Origin of the sequence: Paractinoplanes bogorensis, assembly GCF_018829635.1 — a bacterium.
In the GTDB taxonomy this organism is placed as follows: Bacteria; Actinomycetota; Actinomycetes; order Mycobacteriales; family Micromonosporaceae; genus Actinoplanes; species Actinoplanes bogorensis.
In genome coordinates, this window is the sequence record NZ_JAHKKG010000001.1 from 251,696 (window position 1) to 269,209 (window position 17,514).

The window sequence follows — 17,514 nt, forward strand, 5'->3', positions numbered from 1 at the left end:
GTCCCGTGCACTATCCCGAGATCAAGATCAGGCCGGCCGATTTCGCCGAGCCGGCCGTCCGCGCGCTGCTCGTCGACGTGCTCGGCGAACTGTCCGAGCGCTACGGCGGCACCGGCGACGACACGCCCATCGCCGAGGACGACTTCGACGCGCCCCGCGGCGCCTTCTTCGTGGCCGACGACGGCGAACGCCTCGTCGGCTGCGCGGGCTGGCGCCGCCACGGCGACGACGCCGAACTGAAACGCATGTTCACGGCCCGGGAGATGCGCGGGCGCGGCCTGGCCCGGCGCATGCTGGCCGCGATCGAGCAGTCGGCCCGCGAGGCCGGGTGCCGCCGGGTGATCCTCGAGACCGGCGACAAGCAGCCGGAGGCCGTGGCGCTCTACATCTCGGCCGGATACGAGCGGATCGATGACTTCGGCTACTACGCCGGGCACGACAGCGTGTTGTCGTACGCGAAGAATCTGTAGGTCAACGACAATCAGCCCTCCGGCCGCGATGGCCGAAGGGCTGATTGTGAAAGCCGAGAACTAGGCGCGGACGACCTTGCCGGCCTTGATGCACGAGGTGCAGACCTTGAGCTTCTTGGTCGTACCGCCACCGGCCGGGGTGCGCACCGACTGGATGTTCGGGTTCCAGCGGCGGTTGGTCCGCCGGTGCGAGTGGGACACGTTGTGGCCGAAGCCCGGTCCCTTGCCACAGACGTCGCACACGCTAGCCACGGGTAACTCCTGAGTCAGAACGAAACTTGAAGGCGCCCGGCGAATACGACCGCGCAGGCAACCCGGCGAGCTTACCCGACGCTTGCCCCGAACAGCCAATCGCCCCCGGGGATCACCCCCGTAGACCGCCCGGCCACCACCCCAACCCGCCCGGCCACCACCCCCAACCCGCCCGCCTAGGGGGACCCCCACCCTAAAGAGGTGAGCCGGTTCTGGGTTCTGCGTTGTCCACAGGCGGGGTGTTTATCCACAGGCGCGGGCGGTCTCGGAAGCTCAGGCGAGAAGTTGTCAGAGGACGTTAGTACGATTTTCGCGTGCTCGAGACGCTGGACGCCGCTGCCGTCCGCCGCTGGTGCGGTGGGGGGCTGACGGCTCTTCGCGCCCATCAGCGTGAGATCGACGAGCTGAACGTCTATCCGGTGCCCGACGGCGACACCGGCACCAACCTTGTGCTCACCCTCACATCGGCCCACGAGGCGCTCGAGTCGGCCGAGCAGACCGTCGAGCCCGGCAGTGCTTTGCGCCGGATGGCCCGGGGCGCCCTGCTCGGCGCGCGGGGCAACTCGGGCGTGATCGTGTCGCAGATCCTGCGGGGGATGGCCGACAGCCTGACCACGTCGGTCGCCGTGCGCGGGGGCGAGCTGGCTCGGGCGCTGCGCTCGGCGACCGAGGCGGCCTATGCCGCGGTGGCCAAGCCGGTCGAGGGCACGGTTCTCTCCGTGGTGGCGGCCGCGGCCGATGCGGCGGGGCGCCTCAAGTCCGACGATCTGGTGGCCGTGGCGCGGGCGGCCGCTCTGGCTGCGGCCGAGGCGCTCGCGCGCACGCCGCAGCAGTTGCCCGCCCTGGCCCGGGCCGGCGTGGTCGACGCCGGAGGGCGCGGACTGGTCGTGCTGCTCGAGGCCTTGGTCGAGGCGCTGACCCCGGTCGGCGCGGACAAGACGGCGCTGACCCCGGCCGCCGGGGCCGACATGAAAGGGGCCGACACGACAGGGGCCGACACGACAGGGGCCGACCCGAAAGATGCCGACCCGAAAGAGTACGGCTTCGAGGTGCAATATCTGCTCGACGCCCAGGCCGGGGCCGTGGATCGGCTCCGGCGCGAGCTGGCCGCCCTGGGCGACTCGCTGGTCGTGGTCGGCACCGGCGACCCCGGCGTCGCCACCTGGAACGTGCACGTCCACGTCCCGGCCAGCGGCATCGGCCCGGCCGTCGAGGCGGGCGTGGTGGCCGGTCGCCCCCACCGCATCTCGGTCACGCCCCTCGAGCACAGCAGCCACGTCCCCGAGCGGCGCGATCCCATCGGCCGGGGCGCCGTCGTGGTGGCCGCGGGCGACGGGCTGACCGCGCTCTTCGAGGCCGAGGGCGCCACCGTGGTGGGCCGCAACCCGTCGACCGGCGAGATGCTCGCGGCCGTCGAGCGGTCCGGCGCCCGCTGCGTCGTGCTGCTGCCCAACGACGCCAACACCCACGCCGTGGCCGTCTCGGCGGCTCGTGAGGCCGAGTCGTCCGGCCGGCGCCGGGTCAGCGTCGTGCCCACCCGTTCGCCCGTGCAGGCGCTGGCCGCCCTGGCCGTACGGGATCCGGGCCGTCTCTTCGCCGACGACGTGATCGCCATGGCCGAGGCGGCCGGTGCCTGCCGCTACGGCGAGGTGTGCACCGCCCAGCGCGATTCGCTCACCGTTGCCGGCCCGTGCCGCGAGGGCGACCTGCTCGGGCTGGTCGACGGCGAGGTGCACGTGATCGGCGCCGACCTGGCCGATGTCAGCACCCGCCTGCTCGACCGGCTGCTCGGCGGTGGCGGCGAACTGGTCACCCTGGTGCTCGGCGCCGACGCCGCGCCCGGGCTCGAGGCGACGCTGCGCGCCCACGCCGCCCGCACCTGGCCGTTCGTTGAGGTGCAGTGCTACACCGGCGGACAACCCCGCTACCACCTGCTGGTTGGAGTGGAATGACCGAGCCCGACACCGAGAGAATGACCGAGCCCGACACCGGGAAAATGACCGAGCCCGGCACCGGGAAAATGACCGAGCCCGGCACCGGGAAAATGACCGAGCCCGGCACCGGAAAGAAGCCGGCCACGACCGAGACGCCCCTGACCGAGGTGCTCAAGAAGAACGAGGCCAAGGCCCTGGCCACCCACCTCGATCTGCACACCGCGGGCGACCTGATCTATCACTTCCCGCGCCGTCACGACGAGCGCGGCGAACAGGCCGACATGTCCGGCCTGCAGATCGGCGAGCAGGTCACCCTGCTGGCCCAGGTCGTGTCGACGACCGTACGACCGATGCGTCAGCGCCGCGGCAACATGCTCGAGGTGGTCATCGGCGACGGTTCGGGGGCCACGCTCAGCTGCACCTTCTTCAGTCAGGCGTGGCGTGAGCGCGAGCTCCGGCGCGGCCGGTGGGGGCTGTTCGCCGGCAAGGTAAGCGACTTCCGGGGCAAGCGCCAGCTCAACAACCCCGCCTACCAGTTGATCAGCGAGACGGCGACCGACGAGGAGGCGGCCGAGGAGATCGAGGAGTTCGCCGGCGCCCTGATCCCGGTCTATCCGGCCGCGCAGGCCGTGCCGTCGTGGACGATCGCGCGCTGCGTCCGCACGCTGCTCGAGACGTTCCAGCCGCCGCCCGATCCGCTGCCGGCCGCGGTGCGCGCCAACCGTGACCTGGTCGGCATCGGGCACGCGCTGCGCGAGATCCATCGGCCCAGTTCCCGGGGCTCGCTCGAGAACGCCAAGAAGCGCCTCAAGTGGGACGAGGCCTTCGCCGTGCAGCTCACCCTGGCGCAGCGCCGGGCCCGGGCGGCCGAGGCGCCGGGCCGGTCGCGGCCGCGCCGGGAGGACGGCATCCTGGCCAAGTTCGACGCCGGGCTGCCTTACCAGCTCACCGAGGGCCAGGCCGAGGTCGGCGAGGAGATCGCCGCCGATCTGGCCCGCAACCATCCGATGCACCGGCTGCTGCAGGGCGAGGTCGGCTCGGGCAAGACGCTCGTCTCGGTGCGCGCGATGCTGCAGGTCGTCGACGCCGGGGGTCAGGCCGCGCTGCTCGCCCCGACCGAGGTGCTCGCCACCCAGCACTACCGCGGCATCGGCGCCCAGCTCGGCGCGCTGGGCCGGGCCGGCGAGATCGACGGCGACCCGGCCGGCACCCAGCTCACCCTGGTGACCGGTTCGCTAGGGGCCGCCGCGCGCCGGGCCGCGCTGGCCAAGGTGGCCGACGGCACGGCGGGCATCGTCGTCGGAACGCACGCGCTGCTGTACGAGGGCGTCGACTTCCAAGACCTGGGCCTGGTCGTGGTCGACGAGCAGCACCGGTTCGGCGTCGAACAGCGGGATGCCCTGCGGGCCAAGGCGGCGACCCCGCCCCACGTTCTGGTCATGACGGCCACCCCCATTCCCCGTACGGTCGCCATGACCGTCTACGGCGATCTCGAGACCTCCGTGTTGTCGCAGCTCCCGCGGGGCCGCTCGCCGATCGCGTCGCACGTCGTGCCGCCCGAGAAGCCCGCCTTCCTCGACCGGGCCTGGCGGCGGTTGCGCGAAGAGGTACAGAAGGGCCATCAGGCGTACGTGGTCTGCCCGCGCATCGGCGACGGCGGCAACGAGGAGGAAGAGGAACCGCCGAGCGACAACGAGCCTGCCCGCCGGCCTCCGCTCGCGGTCACCGAGGTGGCGCCGATCCTGGCCGAGGGCCCGCTGCACGGCCTGCGCATCGAGGTGCTGCACGGCAAGCTGCCGGCCGACGAGAAAGACTCGATCATGCGGCGGTTCGCCGCCGGCGACGTCGACGTGCTCGTGGCCACCACGGTGATCGAGGTCGGCGTCGACGTCCCCAACTCGACGGTCATGGTCATCATGGACGCCGACCGGTTCGGGGTCTCGCAGCTGCACCAGTTGCGGGGCCGGGTCGGCCGGGGTTCGGCGCCGGGCATCTGCCTGCTGGTCACCGAGTCGCCCGAGGGCACCCCGGCCCGCGAACGGCTGGCCGCCGTCGAGTCCACCACCGACGGCTTCAAGCTCAGCGAGATCGACCTGGAGCAGCGCCGCGAGGGTGACGTGCTGGGCGCCTCCCAGTCGGGCAAGCACTCCCACCTGCGGCTGCTGTCGCTGCTGCGCGACGCCAAGATGATCACCGAGGCCCGGGCCGAGGCGTCCGAGCTGATCGCGGAGGATCCGCAGCTGAAGAAGTATCCGGCGCTGGCCGCTTCGGTGGCGGCGCTGGTCGACGAGGAACGCGCCGAGTATTTGGAGAAGGGATGATCCTGCACATCGTGCCCCGGGCCACGTGGGCGGCGGCTCAGACGGCCGGCGTCTACGAGGGCGACACGCTCGCCACCCAGGGCTTCATCCACTGCTCGACCGAACATCAGGCGCACATACCGGCCACCGCCCTCTTTCACGGCCGCGACGACCTTCTCCTCCTGGTGATCGACGAATCCCGCCTGCCGGTCCCGATCACCTGGGAGCAGGGTGACCCGCCGCTCCCCGACAAAAGCCCATTCCCCCACCTGTACGCGGCACTTCCGCTGGACGCCGTGGCGAGCGTGCACGAATACCGGCCGCAGCCCGACGGCTCGTTCGCCCCACCGACGGACCTCTGACGAGCCGGGCACCCAACAAGCAAGGCACCGAACAGGCAAGACAACGAAAAGGCCCGCTGACCGGAGTCAGCGGGCCTTTCTACGTGATGCCTATCAGGCGGTGAACTTCACCTTGCGGCGACGGGCCAGCATGAAGAGCACGGCGCCGACGGCCAGCAGCGCAGCCGCGCCACCCGCGATGCCACCGGCGGCGGCACCGGTGACCGGCAGGCCACCACCCTCACCGGGGGTCGACGGGGTGGGGGTCGGGGTCGCGTTGCAGTCCTCGGGCTTCTCCTCGTCGTCCCACTTCACCGGCTCGTATTCCTCGCCGTTGATGGAGCCGTCGATGACCAGGCCCTTCTCGCCCTTGAACTCGGCGGTGCCGGTCGCCCCGGCCTTGACCTCGAGGGTCTTCGCCTCGCCCTTGTTCGGCTTGAAGGTGGCGGTGACCGTCTCGGTGCCCTTGGTGTTGTCGATCGAGAAGATCAGCGAGTCACAGGTGACCTCGAGACCGGCCTCGAACTCGCTCGGCGGGGTGCAGTCCGCGGGCTGCTCCCACTTGCCCTCGAGCACCGGCTTCTCGGAGCGGCCCTCGGTGACGACGATCTTCTCGGCGTTCTCGGCCGGAACGTCGACCTTGACCGGCTCGTCGCCCGCCTTGACGGTGACCTTCTTCTCGAAGTCCTTCGAGCCCTTGATCGTGAACACGGCGTCGGCGGTGGCGTCCTTGCCGTTCGTCAGGGTGACGGTGACGCCCTCACAGGACGACGCGAGCGAGGCGTCCGGCTTCGGCGACTCGTCCTTGCCACAGGTGCCGTGGAACTTGACGAAGCCCTTGCGGTGGTCGTACTCGATCCAGTCGTCGCTCCACTTGACCTGGATCTCGAGCTTGGCGCCGCGGGCGTCGCCGGCCACACGCTGGGTGCCGACGAGCGGCTCGTTGCTCTTGTGCGGGAAGACGGGATCGGCGTCGTCCGGGGTGTGGACGATGCCCTCGACCGGGGTCGGCCACGACTCGACCTTGAGGAAGCGGTAGCTGTCCGCGCCCTCGGTGTTGCCGTTGTCGGTGTCGACGGTCCACGTGACGACCCACTCGCCGGTGGTCGTGTCACACGTCGCGCTGCCCTGGACCGAGCTGCTGTGCGCGCTCGCGGGGGAGGCGAAGAACGCGACACCGGACAGACCGATGAGCGTTCCGGCGGCTACGGCGGTAAAGCGCCGCAGCTTGGACTTCAGCAGGTTCACGCCTACTCCTGTCTGGGGAAATCAGGGGTACTGGCGCAGAGAAGCGGCGGGCCGATCACCGGCGGTCAAGGGGCGATGGCCTGCGACAACGCCTCCCCGCGTCGTCTGCCGACGGTCGGTGGAGACGTCGGCAACAGCGCCTGACCATAACGACTTACGGGAATCTGGGAAATCCCTCAGAGCCGCCTAAGGCTCTTGTTGTAGATCTGTGATTTTCCATTTACCGAACGGATCGGAGTCGATGCCCTGAGTGGTGGGCGGGTGCGGAATTGTTCACTCCGCGGTTGCGGTGCGTAAGTGGTGAAGTAGCTTCGAGTCGTGTTCACCGCTGAACCCCGCGAGGCCCCATGACCAGGATCATCGCCGGCGCGCACGGCGGGCGGCGACTGTCCGCTCCGGCCGGTGGAACGACCCGGCCCACATCGGACCGCGTCCGCGAGGCGTTCTTCAGCGCCCTCGAGTCGATGACCGACCTGTCAGGAGTCCGGTTCGCGGACTTTTACGCGGGTTCGGGGGCGGTCGGGCTGGAGGCGTTGTCCCGCGGGGCAAGTCACACTCTTCTGGTCGAATCGGACGGCCGCGCGGCCCGGACGATCCGCGACAACATCGTGGCGCTCAAGGCCGGCAGCGCGGCCCGGCTCGTGACCGGCAAGGTCGCCCAGGTCGTGGCCGGCCCGCCGGACGGGGGCCCCTACGACGTGGTGTTCGCCGACCCGCCGTACGCGGTGACCGACGCCGAGCTGGTCGAGGTGCAGCAGTCGCTGCTGGACTTCGGCTGGCTGACCGCGGACGCGGTGGTGGTGCTCGAGCGGGCCACTCGCGGCGGTGCGGTGAGCTGGGTGGACGGCATCACTGCCGACCGCAGTCGCAAGTACGGCGAGACGACGCTTTGGTACGGTCGCCGATCATGAGACGAGCGGTGTGTCCCGGCTCCTTCGACCCGGTCACCAACGGTCACCTCGACATCGTCGCCCGGGCCTCCCGGCTGTTCGACGAGGTGATCATCGGGGTCCTGATCAACCAGTCGAAGACCGGCCTCTTCACGATCGAGGAACGGATCGAGATGCTCGGCGAGGCGACCGCCGCGTACGAGAACGTCCGGGTCGCCTCCTTTCACGGACTGCTCGTCGACTTCTGCCGGGATCAGGGCGCGGCCGTGGTGATCAAGGGGCTGCGGGCGGTCAGCGACTTCGACTACGAGTTGCAGATGGCGCAGATGAACATCGGGTTGTCCGGCGTGGAGACCCTCTTCATGCCGACCAACCCGCTCTACTCTTTCCTCTCGTCGAGCCTCGTGAAGGACGTCGTGAAGTGGGGTGGCGACGCCTCGTCGTACGTTCCCGACTTCGTCGGCGAGCGCCTGGTCACCCGTCTGAAGCAGAACTAGCCGTACGCCGGTGCCTCGGCGCGCCGGAAACGGGCCCGGCGGCGACGCAGTAACGTGATCGCACATCACGCTGCATGGGGTAGATAACAGGGAGTAGTGAGGACCCGTGGATCCGCTCGACCGTATCGACGAGATCATCGAGCTCGTTCAGGAATCGCGCTCCGTGCCCATGTCGCGGACCAACTTCATGTTCGACCGCGGCGAGATGATCGAGCGCCTCGACGAGCTGCGCTCCGAGCTGCCGTCCGAGCTGCGCAAGGCCGCCGCCGTGCTGGACGAGCGCGACCGGATCATCGAGGCCGGCCGCCGCGAGGCCGACCGGATCATCAGCGAGGGTGAGACGGAACACGCCCGGCTGGTGTCGGTCAACGAGATCACCGTCTCGTCCGAGCACGAAGGCGCCCGGATCGTCGCCGAGGCCCGCACCGAGGCCCAGCGCCTGCGCGAAGAGGTCGACGACTACGTCGACACCGCGCTGGCCAACTTCGAACAGTTCCTGACCAGGGCCTTGGCGTCGATAGAGCGTGGCCGCGACAAGATGCACGCGCTGCGCGAGATCGGCACCTTCCAGGGGGAAGACAGCGAGCGCCCGCTGCCGTTCTAGAAGGGTCGGGGGTGACCACCCCCAGATTCGACGGTAGGGCGGCAGCTCAGGTAACCTTTCCTGTCGGCCTACCCATGGCTGAGGAAACACTATGCCCAAGTCACCACAGAGCCACCTGGACCCCAGGCAACCGCTGGTCGTCGACACGACGAAGCTTCCGCGGCAGCCTGGCGCGACGCGTGCCCTGAAACGGGTGATCCCGGCACCGGTCAACCTCGGTCTGGAAATGATCTCGGTCCCCGAGGGGTCGGACGTCGAGCTCGATCTGACGCTCACGTCGGTCTCCGAGGGGGTCTATGTCAGCGGCAGGGTCCACGGCTCGCTCACCGGCGAGTGCGGACGCTGCCTCAACGAGATCCAGGAGTCCTTCGACGTCAAGATCGCGGAGTTGTTCGCGTATGCGGACAGCACCACCGAGGAGACGACCGACGAGGACGAGGTGGGCCGGATGCAGGGCGACCTGTTCGACCTGGAACCGGCGTTGCGGGACGCGGTGGTGCTGACGCTGCCGACCAACCCGCTCTGCCGGCCGGATTGCCCAGGCCTGTGCCCCGAGTGCGGGGTGCATTTCGATGACCTTCCGGCTGGTCACAGCCACGAGGAGATCGATCCCCGCTGGGCCGCTTTGCGTAACCTGTCACAGACTGAGGAGTAGGAACCGTGGCCGTCCCCAAGCGCAAGATGTCGCGCAGCAACACCCGGTCTCGCCGGGCGAACTGGAAGGCGACCGCGGTTTCCACCGTGGCCTGCCCCCAGTGCAAGTCGCCGAAGCTGCCGCACACCGCCTGCTCGGTCTGTGGCACCTACAACGGCCGTCAGGTCCTCGAGGTCTGAGCCGCGCTTAAGTGACTCGCCCCGTCGTCGGGCGGGCCGCTCCTGCGCATCGGCGATCGATCGGTGCCCCGGCTTCCGGACAGATGTCTGTCGGGCAGCCGGGCACCGCGCGGATCGCCGTCGACCTCCTCGGCGGGGACCATGCTCCCGCCGTCGTGGTTGACGGCGCTCTGCGTGCCTGCCAGGCCGACCCGGCCCTTCACCTGTTACTCGTCGGCCCGCTCGAAGCGGCCGGCGAGCTTCTGCGTGCCCTCCCACCCGGTGACCACGCCCGGATCAGCACGCTCCCGATAGCTCCCGGAGACCCGGTCGACAGCTGGGTCGAGTCCGGCGTGCGCTCGGCCGTGCTGGCGGTGGCCCAGGGCAACGCCGACGCGGTGCTGTCGGCCGGCAACACCGGCGCCACGGTCACCTCGGCCGCGCTCGGTCTCGGCCGCCGCCCGGGCGTCCGCCGTCCGCCGCTCGCTGCCGTGCTGCCCACCCGGGCCGGGCGGCTCGTCCTGCTCGACGTGGGCTCCTCGGTCGACCCCGACGAGGAGACCGTCGCCATGCACGCCCGCCTGGGCTCGGCGTACGCGTCGGTCGTGCACGGCGTGACCGAGCCCCGCATCGGGCTGCTGACCATCGGCACCGAGCGCGGCAAGGGCGATCGCCTCCGCCGTGCCCTGCCACCCCTGCTGTCCGGGCTCGACCTGCCCGGCGGCGGCCGCTATGTGGGTCTGGTCGAGGGCAACGACGTGGTCACCGGCACGGTCGCCGACGTCGTCGTGACCGACGGCTTCACCGGCAATGTCCTGCTCAAAGGGCTCGAGACCGCGTACGCGGAAATCGGTCCTCCGCATGCCGACACCCCGCCCCGGGCCGCCCTGCTGCTCGGGGTCGAGGGCACCGTGGTCGTCTGTCACGGCGCCGCGACCGGCCCGGATCTCGCGGCCGGCATCGCCTTCGCCGCCCAGCTCCACCGCCAGGCCGCGGTCGCGGCGATGGCCGAAATGATCGAAACACAACGAGGTGCCTCATGATGGACAAGCGTCGCCGGCCGCCGACCCTGCCCCTGGAGGAGGCATTCGGCGTTCCCCTCGAGCCCGATCTGCTCGAGCGCGCGCTGACCCACCGCTCGTACGCGTACGAGAACGGTGGCCTGCCCACCAACGAGCGCCTGGAGTTCCTCGGCGACTCGGTGCTCGGCGTGGTGATCACCTCGGCGCTCTTCCACAACCACCCCGACCTGCCCGAGGGACAGCTGGCCAAGCTGCGGGCCAGCGTGGTCAACATGCACGCGCTGGCCGACGTGGCCCGCGGGCTGGGCGAGCAGGGACTGGGCCGGCACCTGCTGCTCGGCAAGGGCGAGGAGACGACCGGGGGCCGCGACAAGGCGAGCATCCTGGCCGACACGCTCGAGGCGCTGCTCGGCGCGATCTATCTGGAGCACGGGCTGGATGTGGCCGGCGAGGTGATCCACCGGCTGTTCGACCCGCTGATGGCCGAGTCGGCCGGCCGGGGTGCCGCGCTCGACTGGAAGACCAGCCTGCAGGAGCTCACGGCCGCGCTCGGCCTGGGCGTGCCCGACTACGTGATCGAGGACTCCGGCCCCGATCACGCCAAGACGTTCACCGCCTGGGTGGTGGTGGCCGGCGAGCGGTACGGCGGTTCCGAGGGGCGCAGCAAGAAGCAGGCCGAGCAGCGGGCCGCCGCGGCCGCCTGGCGCATCCTCACCGAGCGCACCAGCGAGCCCGACGGCGCCGTGCTGGACAAGCCCGAGGACAAGAGCGACGAGTGAGCCTGACCGACGAGAAGACGCAGCGAAACCGGCTGTGGGACCTCGCGGGCGGGCTGCGCGGCGTCGGGGCCGCGGTCGGGATCTTCGCGCTGACCCGGGTCGCGCAACTGATCATCCTGGCCTGGCTCGACGCGGCCGATGACGACCCGGTCGGCGTCCGGGACCGCCTGCTGGTCTGGGACGCCGGGTGGTTCCTGCGGGTGGCCGTGAACGGCTATCCGCACGGCTATACGTTCGACGCGGCGGGCCGGATGGAGGGCAACGAACTCGCCTTCTTTCCGGTCTATCCGATGCTGATCCGGTTGGTGTCCTTCCTCGGCATCCCGGCGAGCACGGCCGCGCTGGTGGTCAGCTGGCTGGCCGCGATCGGGGCCGCCGTCGCGCTGCACCTGCTGGGCACCTCGCTCTACGGCAAGCGGACCGGGTGGGCGCTGGTCGCCATCTGCTGCACGGCGCCGGTCTCGATCGTCTTCTCGATGGCCTACTCGGAGGGGATCTTCCTCGCTCTGGTCGCCGGGATGCTGGTCGCGGCCCATCGGCGGGTGTGGTGGGCGGCCGGGCTGCTCGGTGTGCTGGCCGCGCTGACCCGCCCGACCGGGGCCGCCGCGGCGGTCGCCCTGGCCGTGGCCGCCCTGCTGGCGGTCCGCGAGTCACGCGAGAAGATGTGGCAGCCCCTGACCGCGGCGGCGGTCGCGCTCGCCGGCGTGCCGTTGTTCCTGCTCTGGGTGGGCTGGCGGGTCGGCGACCCGACCGCGTGGTTCCGCATCCAGGCCGCCGGCTGGGGCACCGCCTTCGACTTCGGGTCGAGCACGCTCACCTTCCTCGGCTCGACCCTGAGCACCGGCGACGGCTGGGTGCCGATCAGCGTCGCCTTCATCCTGCTGGCCGCCCTGGCCGCGGCCGGGGTTGCGCTGGCCCAGCGCCCCTGGTTGCCGCTGGCCGTCTACGGGGTGATCGCCATGGTGCTGGTCTACGGCCAGGCCGGGTTCTACCACTCGAAGCCGCGTCTGCTCGTCCCCGTACTGTTGACTCTGCTCCCCGCCGCGATCGCCGCCGGCCGGGCCCGTCCCCGGGTCGCCGCGCTCGCGATCACCGCGTGGGGCGCCTTCGGCCTCTGGTACGGCGCCTATCTGGTCACCGTCTGGCCGTACACACTCTGACCAGGGAGGGTCGCGGTGCCTGAACTGCCCGAGGTCGAAACCGTGCGGCAGGGCCTGGCCAAATGGGTCGTCGGCCGCACCATCGCGACCGTCGAGGTGCACCACCCGCGCGCGATCCGCCGGCACGTGACCGGCGACGCCCATTTCATCGCCCTGCTGAACGGCCAGACGATCACCGACGTGTCCCGGCGCGGCAAATACCTGTGGTTCCCGCTCAGTTCGGGCGACGCGATCATCGGGCACCTCGGCATGAGTGGTCAGTTGCTGATGCAACCGGCCGACGCCGAAGACGAGAAGCACCTGCGGATCCGGTTCACGTTCACCGACGGCGGGCCGCAGCTGCGCTTCGTCGACCAGCGCACGTTCGGCGGGCTGTCCGTGTCGGACGGTGGCGCCGAACTGCCCGATGAGATCGCGCACATCGCCCGCGACCCGATGGACCCGCTCTTCGACGACGAGCTGTTCGTGGCCCGGCTGCGGGCCAAGCACACCGAGGTCAAGCGGGCCCTGCTCGACCAGACGCTCATCTCGGGCGTCGGCAACATCTATGCCGACGAGGCTCTGTGGCGGGCTCAGCTGCACGGCGCGCGGCTCACCGATCAATTGACCCGTCCCGCCGTACGCCGTCTCCTCGCCCACGTCCGTGATGTGCTGGGCGAGGCGATCGTGGCCGGCGGCACCAGCTTCGACGAGCTCTACGTGAACGTGAACGGGGAGAGCGGCTACTTCGACCGGTCGCTCAACGCCTACGGGCGCGAGGGCCAGCCCTGCCACCGGTGCGGCTCGATCATGCGGCGCGAGCAGTTCATGAACCGCTCCTCGTTCAGTTGTCCGCGCTGCCAGCCCCGCCCGCGAACGATCCGGCATTAAGGCTCCTCGGCCCGGCGTCGGTGGCCAGCCCGAACCCGGCCCCGCGCCGGCCCATCAGGCGGCGGGCGGCGGTGAGCAGGGCGGCCGGCACGCCGTGCACGATGTGCCCGTCGCCCGGGCGCACACCGTCGCCGTCCCAGCTCTGGTACGCCTCCCACGGCCCCTCGAACGTGCAGATGCGCACGCCCAGGTCCCGGTAGAGCGGATGGGTCGGCACGCCCGGGTTGAGCACCACCCGGTGCAGGCCCCGGCGGGCGGCCAGCCGGATGGTCAGCGCGACCGGGCCCACGCCCCCCGAGCCGGCCGGCGCCCGGTCCAGGAAGAGCCCCTCGGCCCCGTCCTCGCGCCAGGCGTCCACATCGGCCAGCACGTCGGCCAGCGATCGGCTGCCCCAGTCGAGGTCGATGCGGCCGAGCGACTGGTGCAGGGTGCGCCGGTCGCCCGGCTGGTCGCGGACGATCCAGGTGTCGCCGTCCAGCGGCAGTTCGGGCGACGGGTGGGCGTACGGGGGGAACAGGGTCTTCACGATGTTCTCCTGGAGTCGTCGAGGGTCTGGTCGGTATCGGCGATGAGGGCCACCACGAGCAGGCCGGCCAGGTGGGTGGCGGCGAGGACGGCGACCGCGTCCGGCAGGGGACCGGACGAGGGCAGGGGCAGGAACGGGAGGGCGGCCGCGGTCAGCGGTGGGGCGGCGGCGAGAGTGGCCGCGATTCCCGTACGCCCGCGCGCCGCCAGCAGATAGGTGATGGCGAACACCCCACCCAGCAACGTGCCCCCGGCCAGGCCGAGCACTCCGGACTGGGTGTCGGCGAAACCGGGCAGGCCGGCGGGCAGCCGGTACGCGGCCAGCGCGAGGGCGACACCCACGGCGAACGGCGGCACCAGCCCGGCCAGCGTGATCATCGTGACGCTGCGGACGTGCCGGTGGTAGGCGGCGCCGCTCTCGGCCGCGTCGAGGCCCGACTCCACCTGCCGGGTGTGCCAGCCGATCAGCGCCTCGAGGATGGGCACGGCCAGCAGCAGCGGCAGCCAGAAGGGTGCGGTCGAGCCGGACGGCCCGGCCTGCCAGACCAGTCCGACACAGATCGCCTGGGACGCGCCGATCACCAGATAGCCCCCGCCCCGCCGGACCTCGGCCGGGGTCAGCCGGGGCCGCCGGCCGCGCCGCCCGGCCACCACGACCGGCTGGAACGCCCGGACCAGCGCGACCACGATCGCCGCGGGCAGCAGCGTGCCGACCGGCTGGATCTCGGCCAGCGTGATCGCGGCCAGCACCCAGGCGGGCAGGCTCCACAGCACGATCGCCGCCTCGGCCCGGGTGACCAGGGCCGCGGTGACGGTGGCGAGCGTGCCCAGCCCACCCAGCCCGACCACCAGGGCCAGCCCGCGATCGGGACCGACCAGGCTCGCCGGAGCGACCCAGACCAGCGCGCACCACACCCCGGCGACCACGGCGAAACCCAGCCCGACGTGGCGGGCGGCCGCGGTTGTGCCGGCCCGCCGCGCCAGCGAGACGCCGGTGCTGGTGAGCGCCTGCGCCGCGGCCCAGCCGAGCAGAAGCGTGACCAGGGGCACCGGCCAGGCGACCCGGGCCAGCGGTTCGGCGGCGGCCGCGGCGACGCTCAGCGGGCCCAGATAGAGGGCGCAGCGCAGCAGGGCCGCGGTCAGATAGGAGCGGCTGGTGCGGGCGCGGTGCGAGCGGGCCGTGTGGCGGCGCAGATCGGTGTCGCTGCGCTCGGCGACGACCGGCGGGGCGACGACCTCGACCGCCGGCGCCTCGATGAGGCTGATGGCGGGCGGTCTCCTGGAGCGCGGCGGCGGCGAGTGCCGCGGGGTGGTGGCGGCGGGAGTGCCACGACGCGTACGCCGGGAAGCCGTACGCGATCGTCCGGGCGTGATCGTCATCCGTCCTGCCTTTCACTGACCAGCCAGCGCAGGGTGACCGGGGGCTCGGACCGCGGGGCCGGCACCGCGAGGGCCAGCTCGAACGCGGGCGGCGGGGGTGGCGCCGCGAGATCGGCGTAGAGCGCGCCGTAGACGCGGACCACCCGGTCGTTGGTGAAGTGGGTCAGCGCCCGGCGCCGGGCCGCCTCGCCCAGCGCGCGCCGCCGGGCCGGTGCCCGCAGCAGCTCGACCACGGCCATGGCCAGCTCGGCCGGGTCGCCCGCCTGCACCAGCACGCCGGCGTCGCCGAGCGTCTCGGCGGCCGGGCCCACGTCGACGCCGACCACCGCGCGGCCCGACATCATCGCCTCGATCAGCCGGTACGGCGGGTCGGCGGGTCCGGGCACATGCGCGACCACGTGGCCGGCGGTGTAGCGGTCGCGCGGATCGGCCGGCAGCGGGTGCAGCCGGACGGCCCGGCCCAGGCCGGTGCGCTCGATCTGCTCGGCGCAGTAGTCCTCGTGGGTGGCGGTGACGCCGACCAGGTGCAGCACGGTCCCGGGCACGGCCGACGCGATCTGCTGGAACGCGGCCAGCAGCGGGGACAGGCCGCTGTCGGGTCCGCCCGAACCGGCCCACACCACGGCCGGGTCACTCTTGAGCTCGGGCGCGCCCGGATACTCCGACGGGTCGACCCCGGCCGGCACCTGCACGAGCTTGGCCGCCTGGGCGCCGTGCCGCAGGGCCCAGCTGTGGTGGTAGGCGCTGAGCGGCGCGATCAGGCCGGCCTCGGCGTACCCGGTGCGGGCGACCGCCCCGCGGAACCGTCGCAGCACCGTGCGTACGGCCGGCGACAGGCGCTCCTCGTGCGGCTTGTGCCGGGCGACCGGGGTCCGGGCCTCGGTGAGCAGCAGCGGGACGTCCTGCCGCCAGCGCCCGGCGAGCGCCGAGAGCAGCGGGGTGGTGCCGCCGACGCAGTGCACGAGGTCGCATTCGGGCACGTCGACGCTGAGCGCGCCCAGCGCGTGCCGCAGCAGCGTGGCCGCGGTCCGGGCGTCGCGCAGGCTGAGCCGGGGCAGCGGCAGCTCACCGTCCGCGGTGTGGCCGGTGCGCCAGCCGTCGAGCAGCGCGTCGGCCAGCGGCAGCCCGGGTAGGACGGCGGGATTGTCGGCGAGCCGCCGCAACCCGTCCGCGAAGATCTCCCCGGCGTTCTCGGCCTCGCCGATCAGCCCCCGGCAGACCAGCGCGGCCGCGGCCTTGGCCCGCTCGGCGGCGGCCCGGCGCTCGGCCCGGTTCTCGCCGCGGCTCTCGGGTCGCCGGACGTCCCGGCCGACGGCGACGGCGCGGGCCGAGCCGACGTTCAGGGGCAGCGGGTAGGCGGGAGCGGGCGGGGGTTCCCGGTCCGTGACGGTCAGCAACTCGAACCGGAAGCGTCGCAGCCCCTCGACGAGGGTGCGGCACCATCCGCTGAGCGCATCCCGCCGGTACGGGTACCCGCCGCCGGTGAGCAGACAGATGCGCTCACGTGGCGGGGTCGGATTCACGATGGAGGCAACGAAACAGCGTGCCGTGCGCTCGACCGCGTGTCGGGTAGGCGACACAATTACGCGCTTTTTACCCGATTTGCCGCCCCTTTTGTAACAAAGGTCCGATTCAAGGCGGCGACGGCCGACCGAAAAAGGGGTCGCGCCGGGCGCCGGCAACCGTCAAGATCAGCATTGACCGAACGGGCATGCCAACCTTCGTGCCCGTTTTGGATCTTGTGATGGGTGGGGAAAGGGGAACGCGAGGCCTGTCAAGAGGCTGTTTGGCCTGATGACGGCCGATCGGGTGGCATGATTCACTGCTTCCCCGCGTCCGGACGCCCCCGCAGCGCTTGACGGGTTCTGGACGACGGCGCACTATGGAGAAGTCGCCAGTCGCGCCCACTCGCGCCCGTTTCCAGTTCGAGCGTGAGCGATCTGCACCTCACGAAACACCTTCCAGGGTGCATGATTCTGTGCTCAAGCGTGCCCTTGAGTGCAACCGGTGCGTCCTGCGCGCGCGTTGGTCGGCCTCTCCACCAACGCTTTCCATAAGAAGAAGCAGTGCTTCTCAAGGAGTAGTCACCATGGCGAAGGCCCTCTTTGGCCACGTAGGTGCGGCGCCCGATCGGCGTCTGCTCGACGAGGTCACCCGTCTGCGTTCCAGGGTGCAGGCCCTGGAGTTCGAGGTCACCCGTCTTCGGGCGGAGAATGATCGCCTGGCTGCGGCTGCCGCCGAGGCCGACGATTTCGCGCGCCTGACCGAGCCCGCGCTGACCTGAGCTCCACCGGCCGTCGCAGCCTCGCACCCCTGAGCGTGGCGGCCACAGTTCCCCCCTCGCACCAAAGACGCATCTTGAAAACGCGCGCCTCCACCCAGTGGCGGCGCGCATCTTTTTGCCCGCCGCCGGCCACCTCACCGAGCGT

At 71.4% G+C, this 17,514-nt stretch carries 19 protein-coding genes; 14 read left to right on the forward strand and 5 right to left on the reverse strand.

Annotated features, from left to right (window positions below; all coding sequences use genetic code 11):
- The first annotated feature begins 5 nt into the window (after positions 1 to 5).
- On the forward strand, positions 6 to 470 hold the full coding sequence (locus KOI35_RS01215; RefSeq protein ID WP_215784105.1) for a GNAT family N-acetyltransferase: 465 nt from the start codon (positions 6 to 8) through the stop codon (positions 468 to 470).
- Between the two features lie 60 nt (positions 471 to 530).
- On the opposite strand, the gene rpmB is transcribed toward KOI35_RS01215, so the two are convergent.
- Complete coding sequence (gene rpmB, locus KOI35_RS01220) at positions 531 to 722, reverse strand: 50S ribosomal protein L28 (protein WP_026207002.1); 192 nt, start codon at positions 720 to 722, stop codon at positions 531 to 533.
- A gap of 314 nt (positions 723 to 1,036) precedes the next feature.
- Between rpmB and KOI35_RS01225 the strand changes: the two genes are divergently transcribed.
- The 3 genes from KOI35_RS01225 to KOI35_RS01235 all read left to right on the forward strand — a co-directional run bounded on the left by KOI35_RS01225 (position 1,037) and on the right by KOI35_RS01235 (position 5,318).
- Complete coding sequence (locus KOI35_RS01225; RefSeq protein WP_215784106.1) at positions 1,037 to 2,674, forward strand: DAK2 domain-containing protein; 1,638 nt, start codon at positions 1,037 to 1,039, stop codon at positions 2,672 to 2,674.
- Positions 2,675 to 2,766: 92 nt separating this feature from the next.
- Positions 2,767 to 4,977, forward strand: coding sequence for an ATP-dependent DNA helicase RecG (gene recG / locus KOI35_RS01230; RefSeq protein ID WP_215784736.1), 2,211 nt, complete (start codon positions 2,767 to 2,769; stop codon positions 4,975 to 4,977).
- Positions 4,974 to 5,318, forward strand: a complete 345-nt coding sequence (locus tag KOI35_RS01235; RefSeq protein WP_215784107.1) for a DUF952 domain-containing protein — start codon at positions 4,974 to 4,976, stop codon at positions 5,316 to 5,318. Before recG ends, KOI35_RS01235 begins: the two co-directional genes overlap by 4 nt.
- Before the next feature lie 93 nt (positions 5,319 to 5,411).
- Here KOI35_RS01235 and KOI35_RS01240 read toward each other — a convergent pair whose 3' ends face one another.
- A complete protein-coding gene (locus KOI35_RS01240) occupies positions 5,412 to 6,545 on the reverse strand; it encodes a cell wall anchor protein (protein WP_215784108.1) in 1,134 nt (377 codons plus the stop codon).
- Between the two features lie 347 nt (positions 6,546 to 6,892).
- On the opposite strand from KOI35_RS01240, the gene rsmD reads away from it, so the two are divergent.
- The 9 genes from rsmD to mutM all read left to right on the forward strand — a co-directional run bounded on the left by rsmD (position 6,893) and on the right by mutM (position 13,180).
- The gene (rsmD, locus tag KOI35_RS01245; protein WP_215784109.1) at positions 6,893 to 7,456 is read left to right on the forward strand and encodes a 16S rRNA (guanine(966)-N(2))-methyltransferase RsmD; all 564 of its coding nucleotides are present in this window, start codon (positions 6,893 to 6,895) and stop codon (positions 7,454 to 7,456) included.
- On the forward strand, positions 7,453 to 7,932 hold the full coding sequence (gene coaD, locus KOI35_RS01250) for a pantetheine-phosphate adenylyltransferase (protein WP_215784110.1): 480 nt from the start codon (positions 7,453 to 7,455) through the stop codon (positions 7,930 to 7,932). The genes rsmD and coaD overlap by 4 nt, the downstream gene beginning before the upstream one ends.
- 106 nt (positions 7,933 to 8,038) lie before the next feature.
- Positions 8,039 to 8,536, forward strand: coding sequence for a hypothetical protein (locus KOI35_RS01255; protein WP_215784111.1), 498 nt, complete (start codon positions 8,039 to 8,041; stop codon positions 8,534 to 8,536).
- A gap of 91 nt (positions 8,537 to 8,627) precedes the next feature.
- Complete coding sequence (locus tag KOI35_RS01260; protein WP_215784112.1) at positions 8,628 to 9,191, forward strand: YceD family protein; 564 nt, start codon at positions 8,628 to 8,630, stop codon at positions 9,189 to 9,191.
- 5 nt (positions 9,192 to 9,196) lie between these two features.
- On the forward strand, positions 9,197 to 9,370 hold the full coding sequence (gene rpmF / locus KOI35_RS01265) for a 50S ribosomal protein L32 (RefSeq protein WP_014694262.1): 174 nt from the start codon (positions 9,197 to 9,199) through the stop codon (positions 9,368 to 9,370).
- An 83-nt stretch (positions 9,371 to 9,453) separates the two neighbouring features.
- Entirely contained in the window at positions 9,454 to 10,392 is a 939-nt protein-coding gene (locus KOI35_RS01270; protein ID WP_215784113.1) for a phosphate acyltransferase PlsX, read from the forward strand.
- Positions 10,389 to 11,150 (forward strand): ribonuclease III, encoded by a 762-nt coding sequence (gene rnc / locus KOI35_RS01275; RefSeq protein ID WP_215784114.1) that lies wholly within the window; start codon positions 10,389 to 10,391, stop codon positions 11,148 to 11,150. Before KOI35_RS01270 ends, rnc begins: the two co-directional genes overlap by 4 nt.
- On the forward strand, positions 11,147 to 12,310 hold the full coding sequence (locus KOI35_RS01280; protein WP_215784115.1) for a putative hexosyltransferase: 1,164 nt from the start codon (positions 11,147 to 11,149) through the stop codon (positions 12,308 to 12,310). Before rnc ends, KOI35_RS01280 begins: the two co-directional genes overlap by 4 nt.
- A 15-nt stretch (positions 12,311 to 12,325) precedes the next feature.
- Entirely contained in the window at positions 12,326 to 13,180 is an 855-nt protein-coding gene (gene mutM, locus KOI35_RS01285; RefSeq protein ID WP_215784116.1) for a bifunctional DNA-formamidopyrimidine glycosylase/DNA-(apurinic or apyrimidinic site) lyase, read from the forward strand.
- On the opposite strand, the gene KOI35_RS01290 is transcribed toward mutM, so the two are convergent.
- Genes KOI35_RS01290 through KOI35_RS01300 form a run of 3 tightly spaced genes read right to left on the reverse strand, consistent with a single transcriptional unit; the run spans position 13,134 to position 16,608 of the window.
- Positions 13,134 to 13,706 carry a spherulation-specific family 4 protein gene (locus KOI35_RS01290; protein ID WP_215784117.1) on the reverse strand — a complete coding sequence of 191 codons (573 nt, stop codon included), beginning with the start codon at positions 13,704 to 13,706 and terminating at the stop codon, positions 13,134 to 13,136. The genes mutM and KOI35_RS01290 overlap by 47 nt on opposite strands.
- Entirely contained in the window at positions 13,703 to 15,085 is a 1,383-nt protein-coding gene (locus KOI35_RS01295) for a hypothetical protein (RefSeq protein ID WP_246612349.1), read from the reverse strand. The genes KOI35_RS01290 and KOI35_RS01295 overlap by 4 nt, the downstream gene beginning before the upstream one ends.
- On the reverse strand, positions 15,082 to 16,608 hold the full coding sequence (locus KOI35_RS01300) for a DUF3492 domain-containing protein (RefSeq protein WP_215784118.1): 1,527 nt from the start codon (positions 16,606 to 16,608) through the stop codon (positions 15,082 to 15,084). The genes KOI35_RS01295 and KOI35_RS01300 overlap by 4 nt, the downstream gene beginning before the upstream one ends.
- A 566-nt stretch (positions 16,609 to 17,174) precedes the next feature.
- Between KOI35_RS01300 and KOI35_RS01305 the strand changes: the two genes are divergently transcribed.
- The gene (locus tag KOI35_RS01305) at positions 17,175 to 17,369 is read left to right on the forward strand and encodes a hypothetical protein (protein ID WP_127497323.1); all 195 of its coding nucleotides are present in this window, start codon (positions 17,175 to 17,177) and stop codon (positions 17,367 to 17,369) included.
- Positions 17,370 to 17,514: the final 145 nt, after the last annotated feature.